Below are 23,929 nucleotides of genomic sequence, written 5' to 3'. Positions count from 1 at the left end.
TGCTGTCATGGTAACACTTAATAAAACTCTTACTAAAGACAGGAAGAAAACCGCTTTTACTGCCAGGAGCCGGCAGCTGCTGCTTGGTGCACTCCTACCTGTTGGCTTAATCATACTTTGGGAATGGGCAGGACATAATGGCTATTTAAACCCACTTCTGCTCCCTGCTCCAACAGCTATTTGGAATGAGTTCATTTATTTACTGCAACAACAGCATTTACTCGGCCATCTCCAAGTATCCGTTATACGAGCATTGGCCGGTCTGGCTATTGGCGGTTCTCTCGGGTTATTGCTAGGACTCATTGTTGGCTTTTCCTATAAAAGCCAGCGTGCATTTGATCCAACGATTCAAATGATTCGCATGTTACCGCATCTGGCAATTGCCCCGCTTTTTATTTTATGGTTTGGCTTTGGGGAAACATCAAAACTATTACTGATCGCAAAAGGTGCCTTTTTCCCGCTGTATATAAATACTTTTTTAGGAATTCGCTCAGCCGACAGCAAGTTATTCGAAGTAGCGCGTGTACTGCAGTTTAATAGAAGACAGCTCGTCATAAAACTGATTATCCCGTCCGCGCTCCCGCATATTTTACTAGGTTTGCGTTTGTCAGTAGGAGTTGCATGGCTCGGGTTGGTAGTCGCGGAAATGATGGGCTCAACTCAAGGCATCGGATATTTAATAAATGATGCACGTTCCATGTCGATTATAACTACTGTTTTTGTGGGAATTATTATCTTTGCATCTCTCGGCAAGTTATCCGATTTTATTGTTCTTACAGTGGAGAAAAAATTATTAAAATGGCAGAGCAATTTCGAAGGAGGGAAATAAATGACACTACTATCGAAGGAAACAGTGGAAGTAAAGCGTAATTGGCCATTGGAAAAATTCCATCATATTTTATATCCGCTCTATTTTCCAGTCTCCATCTTATTGCTTTGGCAATTGGCCGGTACGTTCGGTGTCGTAGAAGAGCATATTTTACCGACACCGCTTAAAATTTTATCGACTTTCTGGCTTTTATCAGCAAACGGGGAATTGCATGTGCATTTACTTGCCAGTGGACAAAGGGTAGTACTTGGCTTTCTGTTAGGTACTGTCACTGCCATTATTCTAGGTGTTGCAACAGGCTTCAGTAAAATTGTCCAGCAGATTATTGACCCATCTCTTCAAATGCTACGAACAGTACCACTGTTATCGCTCATTCCGCTTTTTATCCTGTGGTTTGGGGTTGGGGAATTCGGCAAAGTTTTGATGATCGCTCTTGGCGCATTTTTCCCGGTATACGTCAATATTTTTTTAGGGATTCGTCTTGTTGATCAAAAACTTTTTGAAGTAACCGGTATTTTACAATATTCCTTTAAGGATAAGCTGAGGAAGCTGATCTTCCCTTCTGCGATGCCTAATATACTACTCGGTCTTCGTCTGGCAATGGGAACGTCTTGGCTCGTCCTCGTTGTGAGCGAAATGATGGGTGCAAGTGCGGGGGTCGGCTATATGATTCAGGATGCCCGCGCCTATTCCCAAACGGACATTGTCTTTGTCGGACTAATTATATTTATTATCCTAGGCAAGTTAACAGATTCGCTAGTCGGTTCAATTGAAAAGCGCGCCTTAAAATGGCGTGACACATACAAAGGTTAAGGGGGAATTTTAAATGAGTAAAAGAGAAGGAAAATTAAGTTTAGGTGCATTTATTTATTATAGCGGTCATCATAGTGAAAGTTGGCGGCATCCGTCTGGATCTGGCCATAATCCATTTGATATTGATTACTTCATTCAAGTCGCAAAAACTGCCGAGCGTGGTAAATTCGATATGATGTTTCTGGCGGATTATCTCCACGTTTCAGGGGCTGAACAAACGGCATCCGGTATGCTTGACCCTGTCACTCTCTTATCAGCAATCGCCGGTCACACCAAAAAATTAGGATTAACAGCTACATGTTCTACAACATACAACGAACCGTTCCATCTTGCCAGACGATTTGCGACATTGGACCATATTAGCCGGGGACGGGCAGCATGGAATATTGTTACATCACAGCATAATACCGAAGCACAGAACTTTGGGAAAGATAAACATCCTGAGCATGGGCTTCGATATAAAATGGCGGAAGAATATGTAGATTTGGCACGTAATCTATGGGATAGCTGGGAAGACGATGCAATCATTAACGACAAGGAAAATCGATCTTTTTTAAAACCAGGCTCCGTTAAGGAAATAAATTATAAAGGAGAATGGTATGCATCACGTGGACCATTAAATGTTCCCCGTCCACCGCAAGGCTATCCGGTACTCGTTGTAGCAGGGGGGTCCGAAGCTGGGATTGCCTTCGCCGCGAAAACCGGTGAAGTGGTCTTTACTGCAAGTCAATCACTGGAAAGTTCAAAAGCATTTTATAAGAAACTCCAGGCGAAATTGGCTGAGGAAAACCGTGATCCAAGCAGCATCAAAATCATGCCCGGCATTTCACCGATTATTGCCGAAACAGAAGAAGCTGCTTGGGCAAAATATGAAGAGCTCAACCAATTAATTTCGGATGAAGATGCTTTGAAAACCGTTTCCGCTTTTTTAGGAATTGATTTGTCCGACTATCCGGCAAATGGTCCCCTTCCTGAGCTGCCTGACTTAGCTGCACAATCTAATGCGATGAAGAGCCGGATCCAGTTATTTATAGACTCCGCGCGTGAAGCGAATCTTTCCATAGCCCAACTCGGTCGTAAAATGCATGGAGCGCGGGGTCATCTGGAATTTGTCGGCACACCTGCGCAACTGGCAGATCTACTGGAACTTTGGTTTAATGAATATGCTTGCGATGGGTTTAATATTATGCCACCGGTCTTGCCCGATCATTTAAACAATTTTGTGGATTTAGTGATCCCTGAACTTCAAAAACGTGGTCTTTTCCGCGAAGAGTATGAAGGTAATACGCTACGCGAGCATTTAGGCCTGGTCCGGCCAGAAAGAAACCACTTTAAAAAGAATAGGGAGCAAGTGAGCTTACAAATTTAATGCTAAACTGGCTACGAAATTGCAAAAGAAGTTCCCCCTATTTCCCAATGAATTGATTTCCCATAAAAATTTCCGCTGCAATCTCCTGTGAGTTCATTCTCTCCAGGAGATTTTCTGTTTTGAAAGAATTTTGCATCGAATCAACTTAATTTTGTACTTGTTAAACTCATAACACAAAGAAAACTAATAATGGCATAATGATTGATTGAATCAGTGAAAGAAGGCGTAATAGGAAATAAACATCAATTCATTTTTAATTAACAAGAGGGGAATTCAGGAAATTATTTTGGGCAGAAGCGCAGTTATTGCCCGCGCAATAATTTTTGGAATTTTCAGTTACTTGTGGATAACTTGAATCTGAATTGATTTTTCCGGGGGTGTCGGGTACCGTTTTTCTAATAAATTCATAAATCTGCTATTATATTATTATTTGTTCTAATAAACTGCCGACGTTCTAATATATTTGATGATTTTCTAATATCCCCCTCAAATCTTCAAATAACAAACGCACTTCTTCTACTATACTACCCAACTTTTCTAATAAAATCCCTCCCCGGTACACCTAAAAACAAAAAGCTGCCCAAGTTACGAACACTTGGACAGCTTTCCGATTAAAATGGCATTCCCATAATCGCTTTTGGCTCAAGAAATTCCTCGATCCCATAATCGCCCCATTCACGGCCGATACCAGAGTGTTTAAATCCGCCAAATGGTGCCGAACGATCTGTTTCACTATTGTTAATACGGATTTGCCCGGCTCGGATTGATATAGCGACTTTTTTCAGCTCATCTTTATCATTTCCGAATACATAACCGGCAAGTCCATAAATTGTATCATTGGCAATATCAATTGCTTCGTCTAAATCTTTATACTTAATGACCGACATAACCGGACCAAAGATTTCTTCCTGTGCAATGGTCATATCGTTTTTCACATTCGTAAATACCGTAATTTGCGAGAAGAATCCTTTTTCGATTCCAGCCGGTCTGCCAGGGCCGCCGATTGCAATGGTTGCTCCTTCTTCCTCACCTTTTTTAATGTAGGATTGAACGGTCTCCCATTGGTCTTTTGAAACTTGCGGACCCATAAATGTATTTTCATCCTGTGGATCCCCTACCGGAAATTCCGCGACTAGTTCTTTCATTGCTTCAATGAATTCATCATGCATTTCTTCCGGTACGATCATGCGTGTAGCAGCTGAGCATACTTGCCCTGTATTCATAGCAATTTGACCTAATGCTGTTTTTGCCGCTTCCTTTACGTCCGCATCTTTTAAAATAACGAATGGCGATTTGCCGCCAAGTTCCAATGAAATATTTTTAATACCTTCTGCCGCATTCTTCATTAATCCGCTGCCCACTTCACCAGAACCGGTAAACGATACAATATCCACATCCGGATGAGTACTGATTGCTTCACCTACTGTTGAACCCGAGCCGTTGACAAGATTAAAGACGCCTTGCGGAACACCCGCTTTATCCAGAATTTCCGCCAGAATAACTGCTGAAAATGGTGTTTGGGAAGCCGGTTTTGCTACCATTGTACAACCGGCCGCCAAAGCACTGGCAATCTTTGTGGAAATCTGATTTGTAGGGAAATTCCATGGTGTAATCAGTCCAGCTACGCCAACCGGTTCTTTTCGAATATATGATTTCTCTCTTTCTTCGGTAAACTTGAACGTTTTCAACTGTTCTGCCGCCTCTTTAAAGTGCGTAAGCCCCATCTTATAATGGATATCCTCCGATTTTGTAATAGGCGCACCTAATTCCGCGGTCATTATTTTCACTAAATCGTCTTTACGATTTTCATATTCTTCAGCAATAGCTTCCAAAAGTTTTATTCGCTCTTCCACCGTCATTTTTGAAAAGGAAGGGAATGCCTCTTTCGCCGCCTTGACCGCTCGATTCACATCTTCTTTTGTTCCGCTGCTAATCTTACCTACTACTTCCTCTGTCGCAGGGTTAATTACTTCAATTATATCTGTTCCAGTAGATTCAACCCATTCCCCATTGATGTATTGTTTTGTATGATTTAGCATAATCAAACTCCTTTATAAATCGACTTATTAAAAAATATTCCCTCTGTACTTGTCAGTAAACATTTGAAGCTTGGCCTAACAAAAATTCGAAGCCTGTACCAGCACTTCGAATTTTCAAACAGCGTAACCTATTCATTTACCGCAAGCAATTGCTTGGCGATTTCCTTCACATCCGGATCTTTTGATTCTTTTGCATAACGAACAACAAGTTGATTGACTTCCGTACCTTGCCAATGCACACGATCGTATGAATGCAATGACTGAATCGCCATATACTGCAAATGGCCGTCGTTAGTTTTTAGTGCTTGCCCAATGAAATCCATACCAACGCCATTATACTGATCCAATTCTTCAATAAGCGATAAAACAACAACTTTCTGATTATTCGTCAGTTCATTGAAATCTCCGAAAGAATGCGTAATTCCTATTAGCCGTTCGATAATTTGCGTATCCTTCACTGCAAATAAAGAATAATAATATTGCACATTTTCAGGATGATTGTTTAATTTTTCGAATACGATGTCCGTAATATCTGCTTTATAATATTTGGCTATTGCTAACGCCTTTTCCTCATTCTCTTGGTCGTTTTGCAGTATTTCCAATGCTTCCTGCAACCATAATCGATTTTGGGCAATTACTTCGATATTTTCTTCTACTGTACGCTTTTCATGCGGTTTCCAGTTAGAAGAAAAGCGATCTTCCCATGTTTCTTCATCATATTGCAAGTACTCATATATTTGTGTCAAAATAAAAAATTGGCTCAGTGTCATGCAATGGGTTTTCGCATGATGTGTATAGCGCATCAGTACTTGACCTGCATACTCATATTCCTCCATTGTTTGATAAGCCCCATCGTATAAAAGAGCTACTATTATTGTCCCTGCACTGTCAAATATTTTCCCGGAAATAATTTTTTCGTGCAATTCAATATCAAGCTTTCCTTTTTCAGCACACATCAATGCCGAAGCATTACCCGGTACGGTATTTTTCAACCCTTCCAGCAATATCCATTGTCTGATATCTTCATTTGAGGCATCCAGAAAATTCAGTGCTTCGAGTTTACCCCAGTCCGAAACATTTTGCGCAATATGCCACACCGTCTCATTACTGTTTGTTGTGCCGTTTTTTATCGCAAATAAGGCTACTCCGGTGAATTCTTCATGTAATGCAATCACTTTCAAACGTTCCTTATACTCTTCACATTTGAGTGTACCTAACACGAGAAGCGCGAACTTCAAAACTTCACGATGTGCCGCATGTTCAAGAAGCCAAATCGCCTCATCTTTCACTCGGACTTCATCTTTTTCAGCTTCATAAAACAGTTCCAGAAATTCATGGAAATAACTGATGACCTTCTCATCTTTAATTTTTTCGTAGGTTGTTTTCCGTGTTTGATCAGTCGGATTTGCGACCTGTTCTAAAAATAGCTTGATCAGCTTTTTCGTATAAAATGGCGTTACTGCCTCCTGATGAAGCTGGTCTGCAAATCCTGGTACAAATTTCGGATGATGTTCATCATATAAAAACTCGTCATCCGGCAACTCCTTTGTTATTAGCTGCTGATTCTGCTGGAATTGCTCTTCAAGGAAAGGTACTATATACTCCTTATTTGCCCATGGTAAAAATTGCAGTTTCGTAGCCTCATGGAGCAGCTGTTTCCCATCCACTTTTACCGTTATATTCAATTTAACAAATCCGCCTATTTTTACATACACTTTATGTGTCCTACCACTTTTTGATTGGAAAGTTCCTTTCATTGTTGAAAATGGCATAAGATGCGACCATATTGATTTCCGAACATTTTGTGCAATCATTTGGCCATCTACCTTTAAAACTTCTTTCATCATGCCATTCATTACTTCTATTTGATGGCCGTCATACTCCAGGACCCAATATTTTTCTACTTCTTTTGCAATGTCATTTTTGGCATTGCGCATTTCCCGCTTAAATTCCTCTTTAAATCCCATTCACTTGCTACCTATCCCTCTCGTTTCTATACAACCATCATAACAATCTTTGTTAACTATTTGTTAAATAGTTGCAAATAAACAAAATAATATCACAAGCATCGATTCTATTTATGAGAATGGTCAGATAAAAAGGACTAGCAATATATACTAGTCCCTACGATGTATTATTGAGTTTTTATAACAACTTTACCGTTATGCTCCCCATTGATCACTGCATCAAATGCCTTGCCAGCCTGTTCCAATGGATAACTGTAACCTACAACAGGCTTTAACTGTTCTGTTTCCAGCAGCTTTGCCACACCATAAATCAGTTCCTGGTGTTCCTCTGCCGATACATTAAACAGAACCATTCCACGTACATCACATTCTTTTTGCATCACAAAACGAGGATTAACTTCAATTTCCCCGCGGTTTCCGACGATAACGATGACACCGTGCTTGGCTAGCATCTGTAAATCGGTTTGCAGATTTTCGTTTGCCAGAAATTCGATAATGATATCCGGACCTTTGCCGTCATTGGCATCAAGTACAGTTTCAATAGTTTCTTCTTTAATATGATCAAGTACAACATCCGCGCCCGCTTCTTTTACAAGTTGTTTCCCGGAATCACGGCTTGCCGTTCCAATTACTTTTGCTCCTAGAGCTTTTGCAATTTGAACAGCCTGCAAACCCACTGCCCCACTTGCTCCGTGAATGAAAACCGTTTGTCCTGATTTCACTTTTGCTCTTCCTACCAATGCTCTGTACGCTGTCAATGCCGGAATCCCTAACGCGGCTCCCTGCTCAAATGAAATTTGCTCCGGAATTGGGTGAACAAAGCGGCTTTCACAAACAATCTGTTGCGCTAATGTACCAGTCGACTTACCATTCGGCAAGCTTGCGACAAATACACGGTCTCCTGCTTTTACGTTTGTCACTTGTTTTCCAACTTGTTCAACAATCCCAGCCCCGTCCAGACCTGGTGTATATGGCAGGTTCGGTTTAATCGCATATGTACCTGTAGATGTATATACATCACTAGGATTCACACCTGCTGCATGAAGGCTTATCAGTACTTCATTTTCAGATGGTGTAGATATATCTGTTTGCTCCACTACTAGATTTTCAGATGTTCCAAATTGATTAATACGTATTGCTTTCAATAACTTCACCCCATCATCTATATTATATTAAGAATATTAGAAAAATTATAATTTGTATAGAGATAGCTCCGTCCAAATACATATATAAATTCTTAATTAATGTAATAATTTAATTGTTTCATATGTATGGTTGATACAGAGGAGGCGAGAAATAATAAAAAAAATTATTTTATTGTTAGCAGTAATGGTGATATGTTGTGTACCAGCAGTTACTGCAAAAGAACGTATGTCTACACCATCAGGGATTCTTTATGCCGAGCTAAAGGAACGTGTCGATGAATATGCTTCTAAATACATTGGGACGACTACAGCTGGAGCCAATGTACTAATTGTGAAGGATGGGGAAATTTTCCTGAATACAGCGTACGGCTTTGCTGATATTGAAAATCAGGTGAATGTCACAACGGACACTGTATTTGAATGGGGTTCCGTTACAAAGCTTCTCGTTTGGACCAGCGTGATGCAGCTGGTAGAGCAAGGGAAATTAACATTAGATGAAGATATTCGCACGTATTTGCCGGTAGGTTTTTTTACGAAACTACAATACGATGCCCCTATCACGATGTTGAACCTGATGCACCATAATGCTGGGTGGGAAGAGAAATTTACAGATTTATTTTACATGTCAGCAAATGAAATAAAGCCTTTAGAAGAAATGCTTCACATTACTGAGCCTTATCAGGTACACGTACCTGGAAGTGTCGTTGCCTATTCAAACTATGGCGTAGCACTCGCCGGTTTTATTGTGGAACAGCTCACAGAACAGCCCTTTTATGATTATGTGAATGAACATATTCTTTCTGTATTGGATATGAAGGACACAACAATTCATCCTACACAGGAAGATAACAATAATGTCGCAACAAAAAGAGACGAAATTTACGGTTATTTCGTTAATAATAATGGTGAATTTACTATTTCGAAAAATGAGCGGATCTATATCGGTTTATATCCAGCCGGAAGTGCCATTGGTACAATAACCGATGCCGCTAAATTCATGATGGCACTTATGCCGGCAGAGGATGCAAATAGCCCTTTGTTTCAAAACAACCGGACATTAGATGAAATGCTGACGACAAGTGACTTTTATGACGATGGCTTTCCAAGAAATTCACATGGTTTTTGGAAAGGCTTATATACAGTTGATGCACTTGAACATGCAGGAAATACAGATAGTTTTTCAAGCAATTTTTCTTTTTCAAAAGATGAGAATATGGGAGTAATTGTTTTCACGAATCAGGCGGGTGAAGCAGGACTAAGTTATGGTTTGCCGACACTTATATTCGGTGAGTATTTTGCTGAAGAAGACAAACAAACATTGCCCAATGCGCAGGAGCTTGAAGGAAATTACTTTATGGCAAGGCAGCCTTATAAGGGGTTTACCAAACTGTACAGTGCACTTAATATTGGTCGTTTTGAAGCGACAGACTCAAACAGTGCGGATGCTTTTGGGATGAGACTGGAACAAGTCGCTCCGTACTTATATAAATCTTTAGATGATTATCGTGTATATTTTCATGTTACGATGAATGATGGAAATGTGGAAAAGATTTCAATGCCGACAAGTGATTTTTTGCCTGTCTCTCAAAGTATGAAGATTATTAATATATTCAGTATCATAGCGGCAGCTTTTAGTGGTTTGTATACGTTCATAGTTTTAGTGATTTTGTTCATCAAAAAAATCATCAATCGAAAAAAAGCAATCCGAGGGACATTTATAGATAAATGGGAATTGCTTTTACTTTCCACTAATATTATACCTTTTATAAATATGATGATTTTAGCTTACAGAACTTTGAATTATGTTTCTTATTCAGCCTTAAAAATTCATTTTTGGGTGAATTTCGCATATATCGCCTTCGTAGCCATTTGTCTAGTAACTTTATTTTTAAACTGGAGAAAAATAAAGCCTACAGGTGGTTTAAAAATTCGCTATGTATGTTCATATATGTCAGCACTATTGCTCGTTGTCCTCATTCTTTGCTGGGAGCTTTATTATTAATTAATCCTTTGGCGATTACGTTTCAAGCTTCCATAATCATTCTATTTAATTATGTACCCGGTGCAGAAAAAAATTAGGATTGGGAATGCGCCCGGTACATTCTTCTTAAAATCATTTTTTTCGTTCTATGATTTATAAAAACAGGTTTCCATTTTTCAAAGAAGCAAGCCGCTTCTGGCCCCTTCATCATTTCCCGGAAAATTACAACTATTCAGAAAACTTTAAACCTAGACTCTGCACATTCTTTTAATTATAATTGGTAAGCTCCCGAACGTAAAACCGTTTTGAGTACCTTTCCTGTTGCATTTCTAGGCAAAGATTCCATGAATTCAATTGCCCGCGGTTTTTTATAGGAAGCAATGCTATTTTGACAATATCGAATTACCTGTTCCGTAGTCATCTGTTTACCAGGCTTTAAGACAATAAATGCTTTGACAGCCTCACCCCATTGAGGATCGGGAATTCCCACTACGGCAGCTTCCAAAATATCCGGATGAGAATATAAAACATCTTCCAATTCTTTCGGATAAATGTTTTCACCGCCACTAATAAACATATCCTTTTTCCGGTCTACTACATAAATGAATCCTTCTTCATCCATTCGAACTAAATCGCCGCTATGAAACCAGCCCCCTTTGAATGCTTCTTCAGTTGCCTCCTTATTTTTATAATACTCCTTCATTGTAGTAGGTCCCTGATACACAATCTCTCCCACTTCTCCAACAGGCACATCATTCATTTCATCATCCACAATTCTTACTCTTACATTAATAGAAGGTTTTCCAACAGATTCAGTCTTCCTAAGTGCATCTTCATTCGTCAAATATGTTGTGGATGGACTCATTTCTGTTTGCCCAAACGCTTCTAAAATACTTGCATTTTTAAATACTTGCAAAATCTTCCTTTTTATTTCAATAGGACAGATTGCTCCTCCTAAAGCACAGTTTGTCATCGAGCTTAAATCATATTCTAATAAGTTTGGCACTTGGAACAGAAAATTCCACATCGCCGGCACCATAAACATTGTTTCAATTTTTTCATCCTGGATCGTCTTCAGAACAACGTCTGGTTGAAACTCACGATGCAAAATAATTGTGCCTTCTATTAAACAATTTTGTAAAAGAGAGGATAGAGCCGCAACGTGAAAAAGAGGGGGAATAATCAGTTGCTTTGCTCCTTTTCTAGGTGGAGAATGATAAAGTTTATTCATCGCATTCATATAATAATTTTTATGGGTTAACACTGCGCCTTTTGGTTTACCTGTTGTACCCGATGTATAAATAATTGCATGTGCATGTTCATCAGTGAAATTTACATCCTCGTAGTCAGCTGATGTGCTATATATTGCCTCATATGGAATCATTTTTGTTTGAAGTTGGGAATCCCCGCATTTAATTGGGACGATAAGTTTAACTTGAGGCAAGTTAATCAAGCAAATACTTTCGATAAATTCTTCTTCAATAAATAATATACTTACATCGGATTGATTAACAATATATTCAATCTCTTTAGCAACTAAACGGAAATTGACCGGGACAAAAACACCACCACATAAAGAAACACCAAAATATAGCTCCACAAATGGCAGCCCATTTTTCAGCAAACACCCAACTTTGTCATTTACACCAATCCCCTGAGCTTGAAGCCATCCTGCTAAATGCATCGAACGCATCAAAAGTTCCCGATAGGTTATTCGACGATTTTCATAAATGAACGCTTCCCTTTCAGGAACATTATGTGCAGCATATTTAAGCGCTTCCCCTATCAACAGTTGTTGGGACATCGATAATACTTTTTGTTCCATCTCCATCACCTTTCTTTCTAAAATTTATTATTAAGTTGTTATTATTAATAAATATTCATTCGCTGATATTTTTAGAATGATGACTACGCTTTATAGAATGCCCACTATATTTGTAAAGTCCGCAGAAAAATAAAACGACCCTTGCTAAAAAGCAGAGGTCGTTTATATTTTGCTTGTAACAGCTATATTACTAATTAAAAATCACCGGAAATGTAAATATAACGAAAGCTGCCCATAATCCGTATACCGGCAAATACTTCGTAACGGCGTGTTGGATAGCGTTTGGACCGGTTTTGTTTTGCAGATAACGCATATAGGAAATCATAATCCATAGTAGATTTGCACAGATTAATATATTTACCCCTAAAACAGCAAGCCGATTCGGTGTAATACCGTATGAAGTCAGTCTGAACAGGATGGCTGATAATGCGACACTGTCAATGATGAGTGCAACAATGATTAACGCGAAATTGATATAGTCGAAAATGCTCTTTTTATCTCCCGTGTCCTTCTCGGTTATGGAGAATATTGTAACAGCCAGTACGCCAAGTAGTATGCCGTTGAAAGCGATCAGGAAATCGCGGTCCAAAAACGGATTTTTACCAACGGATAGGACCGTTACAAGGTATACAAGCAAAGTGATTAATACTAACGGGCTAAAAATTTTTGCTATAAACGGTGTTACATTTTTGGCAAGCTTCAAATTCATTGAAACGAGGTGTACACCGACAACTGCAAGTGCCGCTGCCCCAAATAAAACGATATTGCTAAAATAGAAGTCCTCAATGTCCAAGCCAATGAAGCTGAATAACTGCAACGTTAATAATGCAAGAAACATCCCGCTGACTGCCATGCTGGCATATAAAATACCATATTCTAAATTAAATTTGATATAAGCCAGTCTTGTACTGCTATTCAAATAATCATTTCCTGTATATGCTAGCCCTAATAATACCCATAAGAAAATCGGGAAATGTAAATACGCTAAAATAATGCTGTCGTCGTTGAAATTTAATGGCAGTATATTCAGATAAACTCCTGAAACTAAGAACATTGCCACTAACGAATAAATGACACTTCTATTAGGTTTATTCTTGTAAACAAAGTAGGCTGCAATAAAGGGAATAATACCAAATGCCAGATTAACCGGAGCAATTGCTTCCTGTTCGACAAAATGGAATAGAATTCTTGTGCATACCCCAGCCCAAATTGCTAATATGCCCATAAGGAAAAATCCATTTTGAAACGACTCTGACTTTTTCGTATTTTCCTTTTCGCTGAAATTCAATCTTTCATACCAAACACGCAGTATTGGCGAATCAGAGGTCTGTTCCCATGCCTGTTGGAATGACTTGGTAAAAGCTTTCGGATCTTTTCTATACATTCTCTCAAGTACGTCAGGCTTAGTAATATTTTCAATTACTAAATTATTACTCTCCATTGTTTTCCCTCCCTCAAATTATAGTCCATATTAAATTTCCGAAGTAATCGTTAACTGTCTTCATCACTTTTGTATTCTAAAATATCTCCAGGCTGACAATCCAGCGCCTTACAAATGGCTTCTAAAGTTGTTAACCGGACGGCTTTAGCTTTTCCATTTTTTAAAATTGACAGGTTCGCCATCGTGATTCCAACCTTTTCCGAAAGTTCTGTTACGCTCATTTTCCTTTTCGCCAACATCACATCAATATTGATAATAATTGCCATTGTTATTCACCTCAGACCGTTAAATCGTTTTCAGATTTAATATTAATTGCTTCTTGTAAAAGTTTTTGAAGAACAGCTGCAAAGACTGCAATTACCAATGAAGCAAAAGGAACAATTAATCCGACAAAGATAACTCCCGGTGCGTCATCCAATTCCGCAAATACATAAAACAGCGGCAAAACTAATAAATGCAAAACACTGATCGTTATGGCGCAAAATTTTATTTTCTTTAAAGATTTTACAGCTAAATCCGAGAACGCTTTATTATTGTCAATATAGCGTAAAAGCAAAAAAGCCTGATACAAAGCAAAGAAATAAGGAATTGCCGAGGCATCGAAAACGATGTAAACAAAATACTTTACGAAAGCAAATTCCGGCAGCATCATTGCTGCTACATTTGCCAGCTCAGGTACTAAAAAGATGCATAGTGCCAAAACAGGAATTCCCAAAAAAACAACAGCAACTTTTAAAAACAACGTAGTTACTTTTTCCATAAACCGCACCTCACTTATTATTTTCAATTTTGATTTTAATATAAAATTTATCGTAAATCAATAAATATATATCTATTTTCATGAAGTTTTTATTGCATAATAATTCTCCCCTTTAATGTGAATTAGATTTCCCAGACAAAAAAGCTTGGAAAAACCCAAATTAATTCAGGCTTCCCAAGCTTTTAGTTGTTGCTATTTCTCTTAACAAATGGAGGATTATAGATAAATTTATCGAAATTATAGTGTGATATAGAAAGGAGAATTACATTGAATAAACTAGTAGTTAAGCAAATACCTCATACGTTTCAATTACATGGAGATGTTCGCCATGATGAATACTATTGGCTAAAAGATAAATCGAACCCGGAAGTCATTGCGTATCTAGAACAGGAAAACAGCTATTATGATGAAGTCATGAAGCCGCTGGAAAGTTTAACAACTGAACTATACGAAGCAATGGTAGCACGCATCCCCGCATCAGAAACTCAGGTGCCTATTCAAAGAGGGCCATATTATTATTACTCTCGTTTAGAAAAAGAAAAACAATACCCTATTTATGCGCGAAAACGTGCAGCAAATCGCTCACAATTAGAATCCGCTGCTGAAGAAGTTACTTTAGATGAAAATGTACTTGCAAGTGGAGATGACTATTTAAGCGTTACTGTTCAGCGTTATTCAGAAGATCACCGCTATCTTGCCTACTTGGAGAATCGTGATGGCACAGACAGCTATTCGTTGTTTGTGAAGGACTTGCATAGTAGTGAGTTGCTGAAAGATACCATTCCAAACGTTTATATCTACAGCAGCGTGGAATGGAGTAACTGCGGACAATATATTTTTTATGTAAAGCTAAATGAACTGCAGCGGCCTTACCAGGTTTGGCGTCATGAAATGGGTACTGACTACACATCAGACATACTTCTATATGAAGAAACCGATGTAACCTTCAATTTATATATTACTAAATCAAGGAGTACGCGTTTTATTTTCATCGTTTCACAATCTACGACGACATCGGAGGTGCAAATTATAGATGCGGATGAGCCAGCAGCAGCTCCAACGTTATTTGAAGAGCGTCGTGAGGGAATCGAATACGATGTAGAGCATTGGGAAAATGAACTTTTACTATTAACGAATGAAAATGCATTGAACTTCACATTGCTTCGCTGTTCAATCGAAGACTTTAATGAGCGTACACCCATTATTCCGTATGATGAAAAACGGTTTATCGAAAATATTTATCCATTTAAACGCCACATCTATGTAACGGGACGAAAAAATGGTCTGGAACAAATTTGGCGAATCGATGGGGATACGCTTGTTTTGCTGGAATGGGATGAAGCTATTTATTCGGTATCACTCGTTTCAGATCAAAACTATGAAGCTTCGGAGGTTTTAGTGGAATATCAATCATTTTTAACACCGAAAACGACTATTCGTATTGATATTGAAACTGAAGAAAAGGAAGTATTACAAGAGGCAGCAGTTACCGGAGAATACGACCGAGAGCAATATGTACAGCAGCAAATTTGGGCAACAGCAGCTGACGGTGTCAAAGTTCCTATATTGCTTCATTACAAAAAGAATGCACTCGACAATGGGCCGGCACCACTTATTCTAGATGCTTATGGCTCCTACGGGTATAGTAGCGACCCATTCTTTAGCGCTTATCGACTGCCTATGCTTGATAAAGGGATAATCATGGCAGTTGCACAAGTGAGAGGTGGTTCAGAGCTGGGACGTACGTGGTATTTCGATGGGAAAATGCAGAAAAAACGAAATAGCTTTACTGACTTTATTGATGCAGCGACTTATTTAATCGAACAGGGTATTACAACTACTGAACTTATCGCAGCTCGTGGCGGCAGTGCTGGTGGTTTGTTGGTAGGGGCTGTAGCTAATATGGCAGGAGATCGTTTTAAAGTGATCGTTCCGGAAGTGCCGTTTGTCGATATTGTTACAACGATGCTGGATGAGACAATTCCATTAACGACTTTAGAATGGGATGAATGGGGGAATCCGCAAAAAGAAGACGATTACTTCTATATGAAATCATATAGTCCATATGACAATGTTGAGGCAAAGCCGTACCCTCATATGTATATAACGACAGGGTTAAATGACCCGCGTGTCGGTTATTGGGAGCCTGCAAAATGGGTAGCCCGCCTGCGCGAATTAAAAACAGATGACAATACGCTTGTATTAAAAACAAACATGGGCGCTGGCCACTTCGGTGCATCAGGCAGATTCAACCAGCTGCGTGAACTTGCAGAATGTTACTCGTTTATTTTAAGTAAATTCGGTTATTAATCTTACTGCAACTATAGGAAAAAACGCCTCTTTACCGATGAAGAGGCGTTTTGCTAACTTAAACTCATAATTCCACATTCCGAATATTAATCTTTCAATTGCTTCTCTTTGTACATTGCCTGATCCGATTTTTTAATCAACTCGTCTAAATTTGCATCCGAAACTTCCGTCGTATAGTACCAGCCAATACTTGCCGAAACATTAATAATATGCTGCTCCAGAATCATTGGTTTCTCCAGTGCAGATTTTATTCGATCCTTAATCTTTTCCAATATAGTATCATTAATATTAGCCGTTAGAATGACGAATTCATCTCCCCCTAACCGGCAAAGTAAATCCGTCTCCCTTAATACGCCATCTATCCTTAATACAATAATCTGTAATAAATGATCCCCAATTTCATGGCCGTATGTATCATTTATTTTTTTAAAGCCGTTCATATCAAGGAACAGTAAGGCTATTGAATCGACATTCTCATGCTTCATTAAATCAAACTTTTCCCTAAGCAATACACGGTTTGCTGCTCCGGTTAAAGGATCATGGTATGCCAAGTCCTGTAACTTGTCGTTGGCCTCCCTCACTTTAAGGATAAAAACAATGAGAAAAATCGTGATAAATATACCAAACAGTATTAAATAAATAAAATCTTCCTTGATGACGTTCGGGAAAATTTCATCGTGAAGATAAAAAAACGAATAAAATGTAAGAAAAATTGAAGCGAGCCCTGCCATCAAAACGGCTTTTATATTTTGATAAATGGCACTTAGCGGAAGGGCGAGCCACATAAAGAAATAATTTACTAAATATGGTGAATCGTTAAGCAGATAATAAAAATATAAATACATACTGCCGATCATTGCATACATTGTAAGTTTGGCGTTTACTTTCTTTTTGATCAGCAACATCATGATGAGCCCAAATATTACAAAAAAGAATGCTGGAGGAAAAATACTTTCTATTCCTTCAATGGATATACTAATTATTATTTGTGTAAAATAAAAAACACTTATTAATAGAAGCAATAATGAATTCCTACGATGCGTTTCAATCATCATTCACCCTCCTCTAACATCCATATAGAGTATACATTGGCTCTCTAAATTGTAAACATTTACTTTATTATAGCTTATGAAAGATTTCTATGCAGTGAATAATAATTAACTAAAAAAGATCTTTCGACAGTTCATTGAAACTGATGAAAGACCTTCCTTAAAATCTATATTCGTATTTTAAAGACTTTATTCGTAATCGGAGCGAGAAACTTAACTCCTTTTTTCGTCATCATATCCCCTAAAATATGAGATAAATAAGCCATAGTAGAGATGATCGCTAAATTTTCCGCGCCTGTACTCACTTCCAGCAGATGGGACATGTATGCCCAAAACACTACCGACCAAATTGTATGAGTAAACCCTCGATGCGGGAACCAGCCCGCTGCCCCAATGTATACAGCAAACAGTACGAGCCACCACAACTCGTCGGTAACTGCATAATACAGAAGAAAGAAACTTAAAATAGTCATTAAAATATTTTTCAACGTTTCCTGACTTCTCATGGATAATGCGATAATAATGGCGCCCAATGCTAAAAACAGCAGCTTATTCTGTTGAGTAAACCATTCCCCATCCAGAAAAGGCAAAAGATTTACGTACGCCGCCAAGGAAAGAATCATTATGATTCCGCCGACCATTTGTCCGCCCTTTTTTATTTGTTTCGCCGTTTTCGTTACATGTTTATTCAACAGATTGTTTCCGTCCAGATCCGGAGCAAGCGAAGCTACCGCGGAAACAGCTAAAACGACCGGAATCATTTCAGGTTCCTGACTGACAGATGCCACTGCCCCGATCCCTAAACCAATTGTTAAATGTGTTCGACCTTTCATGTTGTCACCTCATTGTTGTAAAGCCTTTAACGGAATTTACCGCGCACTTCTTATGTATTCAAAGTGTTCATTGTACTTAACGTAGTTCTATTAATCAAGTTTTTTCATGAGTGTAATCTTCTTCACTTTATGAGCAGCACTTTTGTTTTATTACTTGTTGGTAGTTCAACTTTTCAAATCAGTCTTTTAGCCCGGTTATATATAAAAATACTGCAAAGCATGATTAATGAAATAATCGCAAACATATAATCGATATAAACCGTTAACAGCCAGCCACCGATAATCGGTCCGACAAAGCCTCCGATATTTTTAAACTGTGACGCACCAAGATATGTTCCCTTCTGATCCTCAGGTGCAATCTCCTCAATAACTGCATTCATCATCGGGAAACAGAAAATCTCACCAACTGAAAACACAATCATACTCGCAATGAACATCCAAGAGCTGTCGGAAACACCAAACAGAAATAATCCAACCGCAAAAATGACGACGCCGATCTTCAGCGAACTGTAAATTGAAATTTTTTCACTTAAAACGGTTAAAGGCAGCTGAAATGCCAGCACTGTAATGGAGTTTGCGACGATCACATAAGAAAAGAGCTTCACCCCATCCTCCACATTCATATTAATAAATTGGGGAAGTGTTGAGTTGAACTGGGAATAACCGACCGTAATCAAAATGCCTCCCGCGATAAACAGCAGCAGCTTCTGATCATGGAAAACCGCTTGTAACAGTGTTCGGATCTGTTGAGTTGAGCTCAGTCTTTTTTGCTTCATTTCATAACGTTTTAATACGACAAGTAAAAAAATTCCATACAACGCATACATGATGCCGGTAATCAAAAACGGTGTCGCCGGGCTTGATAAGCTTGCGACCCACACACCGAGCAATGGGCCCATAACAGCCGCAATATTTATGGCCGTGTATCGTACTGAAAATAACCGTCTTTTTTTGGCATCCTCCGTAAAATCAATCATCAGTGCTTGGGTACCCGGTTCAAAAAATGAGCGGCATAGCCCGTTCACCGCATTCAACACGACAAAGTAAACAGCTGAAGGAGCTAACGCAAATCCAACAAATGTAAGGCTCCATATAAAGACCGTAATAATAATGACCGCTTTTCGTCCGAATCGATCGGTCAAATAGCCGCCGATTAACCCGCCGAATGTTGAAAACAGAGGCGCGATCCCAATTGTAACCCCGATTAGTAAAGGCGAGGCTTGAAGTTCATTATGTAAATATAAAGCTAAAAACGGGATTGCCATGAAGCTTGCAGTCCGTACAAAAATCGTGCCACTTAATATAATCCATACAAGTGGATGAAAATAGCTGAAAATCCTTGCCATAGCCCGCCTCCTAAAAATTTTAGAGATAACTTCCATTATACAGAGTTTGCGTAAAGAATATTTCTTTAATATGAAATTTCTGTATGGTTTCCCTTATCAATTTCAAGATAATGGTATAATGACTGAAAATAGTAGGTTGGGAGGTTTTATGTTAATGAAGCTGACAAAAGAAGAAAAGTCCTGGATTTTATACGATTGCGGGAATTCTGCTTATTCCATTGCGATTACTACCGCCCTTTTCCCTATTGTCTTCGGGATGTTTCAAGGTGTGAATAATATGGATTTAGGCTATTTCAATTCACTCGCAAGTATACTTGTCGCCGTTCTTAGTCCTATATTAGGAGCCTTTGCAGATTATAAGGACAAGAAAAAACGTTTCTTCACATTTTTTGCGTTAGTCGGAATTATTTCTACTCTTTCCTTTACATTTATTTCTCCGGATAGCGGGCAATGGCAGCTATTAATCGTCATGTATATTCTTTCATGTATCGGCTTTGCCGGCGCTAATATTTTCTATGATTCTTTCCTGGTCGATGTGACGACAGATGAGAAAATGGATAAAGTATCCTCATCCGGCTTTGCTTTCGGCTATATTTCAAGTGTCATTCCATTTGGAATTAGTTTAGTCGTCATCTTAATCATGGGAATGGATGCAGCGATCGGTTATCAAATCGGATTTTGTATCACCGCGCTATGGTGGGGATTACTGACGATTCCGATGATTAAAGACGTCAAACAGCGCCACTATATCGAACCCGAACCGAATCCGATCGGCAATAGTTTCAAACGATTAGGTCAAACCTTCTCAAATATTAAAGACTATAAAATAGTATTCATGTTTCTCATCGCCTATTTCTGCTATATCGATGGTGTCGATACAATTATAAAAATGGTTGTTCCGTACGCGACAAGTGTTTTAGGCTCCGACGGGCTGAATACATTTATGCTCTTGGCCATTTTACTCGTTATTCAAATCGTAGCGTTCCCGTTTGCCCTGCTTTATGGATCGCTTGCAAAAAAATATTCGACACGGGCACTAATTATTGTCGGGATAACGACTTATGTCATTGCCTGTATCGCTGCCTTTTTCATTTCGGAACTGTGGCATATCTTTATTTTAGGGATTATGATTGGATCTGCACAAGGCGGGATTCAGGCACTCAGCCGTTCTTATTACGGGAAAATTATTCCGAAAGAACGCTCCAATGAATTTTTCGGTTTCTATAATATTTTCGGGAAGTTTGCGGCGATTATCGGTCCTTTTTTAATGGCACTTACAACAACGATGACCGGTGATGCCCGGTACAGTATTTTATCAATTATCCCACTATTCATCATCGGACTCATTGTCTTTTTAATGCTGCCAAAAGATGCGCATGAACAAACTAAAGTAACAGGGTGATCGAATGAATAAAAATAATAAGTATGTAATTGTCGTTTCATATGATGCCTTTTCTAAAGATAATTGGGAAAGTGCAGCATCGAAACCGAATTTAGCAAAACTGATTGAACGGGGTGCTTCCACAAATCTATTAAAAAGTGTGTACCCTACCCTTACCTATGTCATACACAGTTCCTATGTGACAGGTGTTTATCCTGACCGGCACGGGGTTTTCCATAACAATCCGTTTCAGCCGTTCGTGCCGGAAGACGATCAGAAATGGCACTGGTTCCGCAGTGATATTCAAGCTCCGACTGTATATGAGGCAGCTCGAAAAAAAGGACTTACAACTGCCGGGCTTTTGTGGCCGGTATCAGGAAAAGCGGATATTAACTTTAATATTCCTGAAATAAAAGCGATCAAAAATGAAAACCAGGCATTAAAAATACTGAAAAGCGGCAGTAAATTGTTTACGATGCAAATGGAAATCAAGTACGGAAAAGTTCGGCAAGGGATTCAGCAGCCGTATTTGGATGATTTCACAACGCTATGTGCAGTAGATACGATTAAAAGGAAAAAGCCGAATTTACTTTTAATGCATTTAATTGATCTCGATGATACGAAGCATTTACATGGAACAAAGGGACCTCATATTGAAGAAGTCATTGAACGGATGGATCGCCGGATTGGAGAGCTCATCCAGGCGACAATCGATGCGGATATTTATGAAGAAACGACTTTTATAATTGTCGGAGACCATAGTCAGCTCGATGTTCAGTACAAAGTGTATCTAAATCGGATTTTATACGAGGAAGGCCTTATTTATGAGGAAAATGGCAAATGGCATTGGCGCGCATATATTCAAAGTGCCGGTGGGGCCGCTTATTTGCATATACAACCAGGTGATGCAGAAGCAGAACATATCGCCCTTAAAATTTTACAGGATGCTGCACGGAAAGAATCTTATGGAATCGAAGCGATTTTGCGTACGGAGGAATTGCAGGAATTTCATGTAGCCAGTAAGTTCCGCTATATGATTGAAGCAAAAGAAGGCTATGCTTTTGAAGATGACCATTTACAGGAAGCTGTTGTAGACTTACATGCACTCGGCAAAAAGTATGCGACACATGGGTACTCTCCTGACAAACCCGATTATACGAGCAACCTGATTATTTCAGGAACCGGTGTGAAAGCCGGCTCAGCAATTGGCGAAGCATGTGTCGTTGATATCGGTCCGACCATTGCGCATATTTTAGAGTTGGACTTTGGTAATACAGATGGCAGAGCATTGACTGAAATTTTTATGCGATAAAATTGCCAAGAAAGCTTCTCCTTTAATAGTTATGTATAGAAAATCCCTTTTGAACAGTAGAATCAAAAGGGATTTTTATTTCATATTTATAAAGCTCTATACGCAAATTTAATCTTGTTCCTTCATTTCTTCATAAATTTCTATGGTGAATTACGATTACATCCACTTACAATTAAAACTGAAATTAGTAGTACAAACACTAATTTTAATTTCTTCAAAATTTCCTCCATCTAACCTAACCGTCTTTTTAAAACCCAGTGGAATTATCTATAGGCGTATCTTGGCCATTTATTTTTACATTGATTGAGTCATATTGTGCATCACCACGAGTAACTTTAAAAACGTGTTGTTTCAATTCGCTATTTGTTTCATTTTCGGTATCCAATTTTATATCCAATATGTTTTCTCTCTCTTCAAGTTCAGCTGTTACTGTTCCTGCAGATTGAATAATAATATACTTCACATCGCTTTTACTGTCATTAACGACCTGTAACTTGTCATCCTTATCCAGAAAATCAATACTCTCCTGCACTTTTGGAGGAATCTTTTGCACTTGGGTAATACTCATTTCCGAGGAGTTGCAAGCCGCTAAAAGTATTGCTGTAACAAACATTAATGATAATAATTTTTTCAAGTTACGTCCCCTTCCTTGGTTCGCTTCGTTTTATTCAAAAACATTTAGTTAAATTCTACATCTTAAATTTGCCGTATTTTATTTATCACTTCGATCATTTCTTTTTAGGAAATAATGTGTACGAAAGTGTTATTACAAAATCAATCGCAAGAATAATCAGCCATACCTGACTGAATTTATTGATTCCTTCATTGTTGAAAGGGAAATTTCCGCTCTCGTCATCAAACCACACTCCGAAAAAATCACTCAGTGGTATTTGCTGCAAACTGTCTGAAAAGCCAACTCCAATAGCAAACCCTATATGAACAATGATAAAAACGACGAAATGTAACGCAAATTGCTTCCATTCTTGTATTGCATAAGCCTTCCCATACAATTTAACAGGTTGGAGTGATTTATCGATCGGCTCTCCCCGTTTTTTAGCCACCCACCTTTTAATAAAGGCATCGAGCTTTTTAAAGTCAGATTTCCCGAATGTCATCGCGTATACAATAATGATAACGATAATAATTTGATAAATCGAAAATTCACCTGTTCGCTGATAATCGAAATACGCCAATAGTGCAATCCATAAATCATTCACAATAAAAATAATAAAAACGAATATGCTCAGCTTTTTCAGCTGAAACCAATAGCGCAACAGCAAAAAAGCAATCGCACATACCCAGAAAACTACTTCGGCAGTAATAAGGAAAAACCACTTATAATCCAAAATAAAGTCCATTGCTTCCTCCCTTAAAATCGGTTACTTGATCTACCCATTCTTATAATACTTGATAATGTAAGAGATTAACATTTATTCTGCAAATTCATTCACTTTAAATTCTGACTAATCCCAGAAGACATATTAAGGTATGATGAATGAGTAGAATATATTTTGATAGAGGAGCTGTAT

General features: G+C 38.6%; 19 protein-coding genes. 7 read left to right on the top strand and 12 right to left on the bottom strand.

Annotated elements, in window-relative coordinates; all coding sequences use genetic code 11:
- Positions 1 to 7 precede the first annotated feature (7 nt).
- Genes MKZ25_RS07445 through MKZ25_RS07435 form a run of 3 tightly spaced genes read left to right on the top strand, consistent with a single transcriptional unit; the run spans position 8 to position 3,011 of the window.
- Entirely contained in the window at positions 8 to 829 is an 822-nt protein-coding gene (locus MKZ25_RS07445) for an ABC transporter permease (protein ID WP_340800945.1), read from the top strand.
- Complete coding sequence (locus MKZ25_RS07440) at positions 830 to 1,642, top strand: ABC transporter permease (protein ID WP_340800944.1); 813 nt, start codon at positions 830 to 832, stop codon at positions 1,640 to 1,642. It begins immediately after the preceding gene.
- 13 nt (positions 1,643 to 1,655) lie between these two features.
- Entirely contained in the window at positions 1,656 to 3,011 is a 1,356-nt protein-coding gene (locus MKZ25_RS07435) for an LLM class flavin-dependent oxidoreductase (RefSeq protein WP_340800943.1), read from the top strand.
- Positions 3,012 to 3,622: 611 nt separating this feature from the next.
- Here MKZ25_RS07435 and MKZ25_RS07430 read toward each other — a convergent pair.
- The 3 genes from MKZ25_RS07430 to MKZ25_RS07420 all read right to left on the bottom strand — a co-directional run bounded on the left by MKZ25_RS07430 (position 3,623) and on the right by MKZ25_RS07420 (position 8,171).
- Positions 3,623 to 5,050: an aldehyde dehydrogenase family protein gene (locus tag MKZ25_RS07430; protein ID WP_340800942.1), complete on the bottom strand. Its 1,428-nt coding sequence runs from the start codon at positions 5,048 to 5,050 to the stop codon at positions 3,623 to 3,625.
- A gap of 128 nt (positions 5,051 to 5,178) precedes the next feature.
- Entirely contained in the window at positions 5,179 to 7,017 is a 1,839-nt protein-coding gene (locus MKZ25_RS07425; RefSeq protein WP_340800941.1) for a hypothetical protein, read from the bottom strand.
- A gap of 167 nt (positions 7,018 to 7,184) precedes the next feature.
- Positions 7,185 to 8,171 carry an NADPH:quinone reductase gene (locus tag MKZ25_RS07420; RefSeq protein WP_340800940.1) on the bottom strand — a complete coding sequence of 329 codons (987 nt, stop codon included), beginning with the start codon at positions 8,169 to 8,171 and terminating at the stop codon, positions 7,185 to 7,187.
- A 175-nt stretch (positions 8,172 to 8,346) separates the two neighbouring features.
- Here MKZ25_RS07420 and MKZ25_RS07415 point away from each other — a divergent pair, with 175 nt between their 5' ends.
- Positions 8,347 to 10,164: a serine hydrolase domain-containing protein gene (locus tag MKZ25_RS07415; RefSeq protein ID WP_340800939.1), complete on the top strand. Its 1,818-nt coding sequence runs from the start codon at positions 8,347 to 8,349 to the stop codon at positions 10,162 to 10,164.
- A 250-nt stretch (positions 10,165 to 10,414) separates the two neighbouring features.
- On the opposite strand, the gene MKZ25_RS07410 is transcribed toward MKZ25_RS07415, so the two are convergent.
- The 4 genes from MKZ25_RS07410 to MKZ25_RS07395 all read right to left on the bottom strand — a co-directional run bounded on the left by MKZ25_RS07410 (position 10,415) and on the right by MKZ25_RS07395 (position 14,169).
- A complete protein-coding gene (locus MKZ25_RS07410; RefSeq protein WP_340800938.1) occupies positions 10,415 to 11,968 on the bottom strand; it encodes a class I adenylate-forming enzyme family protein in 1,554 nt (517 codons plus the stop codon).
- A gap of 190 nt (positions 11,969 to 12,158) precedes the next feature.
- Positions 12,159 to 13,409, bottom strand: a complete 1,251-nt coding sequence (locus MKZ25_RS07405; protein ID WP_340800937.1) for a DUF4153 domain-containing protein — start codon at positions 13,407 to 13,409, stop codon at positions 12,159 to 12,161.
- Positions 13,410 to 13,459: 50 nt separating this feature from the next.
- Positions 13,460 to 13,675, bottom strand: a complete 216-nt coding sequence (locus MKZ25_RS07400; RefSeq protein ID WP_340800936.1) for a helix-turn-helix domain-containing protein — start codon at positions 13,673 to 13,675, stop codon at positions 13,460 to 13,462.
- An 11-nt stretch (positions 13,676 to 13,686) separates the two neighbouring features.
- On the bottom strand, positions 13,687 to 14,169 hold the full coding sequence (locus MKZ25_RS07395) for a DUF2975 domain-containing protein (RefSeq protein ID WP_340800935.1): 483 nt from the start codon (positions 14,167 to 14,169) through the stop codon (positions 13,687 to 13,689).
- 267 nt (positions 14,170 to 14,436) lie between these two features.
- On the opposite strand from MKZ25_RS07395, the gene MKZ25_RS07390 reads away from it, so the two are divergent.
- Positions 14,437 to 16,479, top strand: coding sequence for a S9 family peptidase (locus tag MKZ25_RS07390; protein WP_340800934.1), 2,043 nt, complete (start codon positions 14,437 to 14,439; stop codon positions 16,477 to 16,479).
- A gap of 86 nt (positions 16,480 to 16,565) precedes the next feature.
- Here the strand turns inward: MKZ25_RS07390 and MKZ25_RS07385 are convergent, their stop codons facing one another.
- The 3 genes from MKZ25_RS07385 to MKZ25_RS07375 form a co-directional block, all read right to left on the bottom strand.
- The gene (locus MKZ25_RS07385; protein WP_340800933.1) at positions 16,566 to 17,531 is read right to left on the bottom strand and encodes a GGDEF domain-containing protein; all 966 of its coding nucleotides are present in this window, start codon (positions 17,529 to 17,531) and stop codon (positions 16,566 to 16,568) included.
- A gap of 164 nt (positions 17,532 to 17,695) precedes the next feature.
- On the bottom strand, positions 17,696 to 18,361 hold the full coding sequence (locus MKZ25_RS07380; RefSeq protein ID WP_340800932.1) for a metal-dependent hydrolase: 666 nt from the start codon (positions 18,359 to 18,361) through the stop codon (positions 17,696 to 17,698).
- 173 nt (positions 18,362 to 18,534) lie between these two features.
- Complete coding sequence (locus MKZ25_RS07375) at positions 18,535 to 19,707, bottom strand: MDR family MFS transporter (RefSeq protein ID WP_340800931.1); 1,173 nt, start codon at positions 19,705 to 19,707, stop codon at positions 18,535 to 18,537.
- A gap of 148 nt (positions 19,708 to 19,855) precedes the next feature.
- Here MKZ25_RS07375 and MKZ25_RS07370 point away from each other — a divergent pair, with 148 nt between their 5' ends.
- Together MKZ25_RS07370 and MKZ25_RS07365 are read left to right on the top strand one after the other, a co-directional pair.
- Positions 19,856 to 21,109: an MFS transporter gene (locus MKZ25_RS07370; RefSeq protein WP_340800930.1), complete on the top strand. Its 1,254-nt coding sequence runs from the start codon at positions 19,856 to 19,858 to the stop codon at positions 21,107 to 21,109.
- A gap of 4 nt (positions 21,110 to 21,113) precedes the next feature.
- Entirely contained in the window at positions 21,114 to 22,400 is a 1,287-nt protein-coding gene (locus MKZ25_RS07365; RefSeq protein ID WP_340800929.1) for an alkaline phosphatase family protein, read from the top strand.
- 247 nt (positions 22,401 to 22,647) lie between these two features.
- Here MKZ25_RS07365 and MKZ25_RS07360 read toward each other — a convergent pair whose 3' ends face one another.
- Both MKZ25_RS07360 and MKZ25_RS07355 read right to left on the bottom strand, forming a co-directional pair.
- Positions 22,648 to 23,034: a peptidylprolyl isomerase gene (locus MKZ25_RS07360; protein WP_340800928.1), complete on the bottom strand. Its 387-nt coding sequence runs from the start codon at positions 23,032 to 23,034 to the stop codon at positions 22,648 to 22,650.
- Positions 23,035 to 23,128: 94 nt separating this feature from the next.
- Positions 23,129 to 23,758 (bottom strand): hypothetical protein, encoded by a 630-nt coding sequence (locus MKZ25_RS07355; protein ID WP_340800927.1) that lies wholly within the window; start codon positions 23,756 to 23,758, stop codon positions 23,129 to 23,131.
- Positions 23,759 to 23,929: the final 171 nt, after the last annotated feature.

The organism is Solibacillus sp. FSL W7-1464 (assembly GCF_038004425.1).
Taxonomy (GTDB): domain Bacteria; phylum Bacillota; class Bacilli; order Bacillales_A; family Planococcaceae; genus Solibacillus.
Note: the sequence above shows the minus strand (reverse complement) of the source record. Positions and strands in the feature narration are given on the sequence as shown.

Coding starts and splice junctions, on each gene's coding strand:
- MKZ25_RS07445 (WP_340800945.1), top strand. CDS start 8: ATGGTAACACTTAATAAAACTCTTACTAAAGACAGGAAGAAAACCGCT.
- MKZ25_RS07440 (WP_340800944.1), top strand. CDS start 830: ATGACACTACTATCGAAGGAAACAGTGGAAGTAAAGCGTAATTGGCCA.
- MKZ25_RS07435 (WP_340800943.1), top strand. CDS start 1,656: ATGAGTAAAAGAGAAGGAAAATTAAGTTTAGGTGCATTTATTTATTAT.
- MKZ25_RS07430 (WP_340800942.1), bottom strand. CDS start 5,050: ATGCTAAATCATACAAAACAATACATCAATGGGGAATGGGTTGAATCT.
- MKZ25_RS07425 (WP_340800941.1), bottom strand. CDS start 7,017: ATGGGATTTAAAGAGGAATTTAAGCGGGAAATGCGCAATGCCAAAAAT.
- MKZ25_RS07415 (WP_340800939.1), top strand. CDS start 8,347: ATGGTGATATGTTGTGTACCAGCAGTTACTGCAAAAGAACGTATGTCT.
- MKZ25_RS07410 (WP_340800938.1), bottom strand. CDS start 11,968: ATGGAACAAAAAGTATTATCGATGTCCCAACAACTGTTGATAGGGGAA.
- MKZ25_RS07405 (WP_340800937.1), bottom strand. CDS start 13,409: ATGGAGAGTAATAATTTAGTAATTGAAAATATTACTAAGCCTGACGTA.
- MKZ25_RS07400 (WP_340800936.1), bottom strand. CDS start 13,675: ATGGCAATTATTATCAATATTGATGTGATGTTGGCGAAAAGGAAAATG.
- MKZ25_RS07395 (WP_340800935.1), bottom strand. CDS start 14,169: ATGGAAAAAGTAACTACGTTGTTTTTAAAAGTTGCTGTTGTTTTTTTG.
- MKZ25_RS07385 (WP_340800933.1), bottom strand. CDS start 17,531: ATGATTGAAACGCATCGTAGGAATTCATTATTGCTTCTATTAATAAGT.
- MKZ25_RS07380 (WP_340800932.1), bottom strand. CDS start 18,361: ATGAAAGGTCGAACACATTTAACAATTGGTTTAGGGATCGGGGCAGTG.
- MKZ25_RS07375 (WP_340800931.1), bottom strand. CDS start 19,707: ATGGCAAGGATTTTCAGCTATTTTCATCCACTTGTATGGATTATATTA.
- MKZ25_RS07370 (WP_340800930.1), top strand. CDS start 19,856: ATGTTAATGAAGCTGACAAAAGAAGAAAAGTCCTGGATTTTATACGAT.
- MKZ25_RS07365 (WP_340800929.1), top strand. CDS start 21,114: ATGAATAAAAATAATAAGTATGTAATTGTCGTTTCATATGATGCCTTT.
- MKZ25_RS07355 (WP_340800927.1), bottom strand. CDS start 23,758: ATGGACTTTATTTTGGATTATAAGTGGTTTTTCCTTATTACTGCCGAA.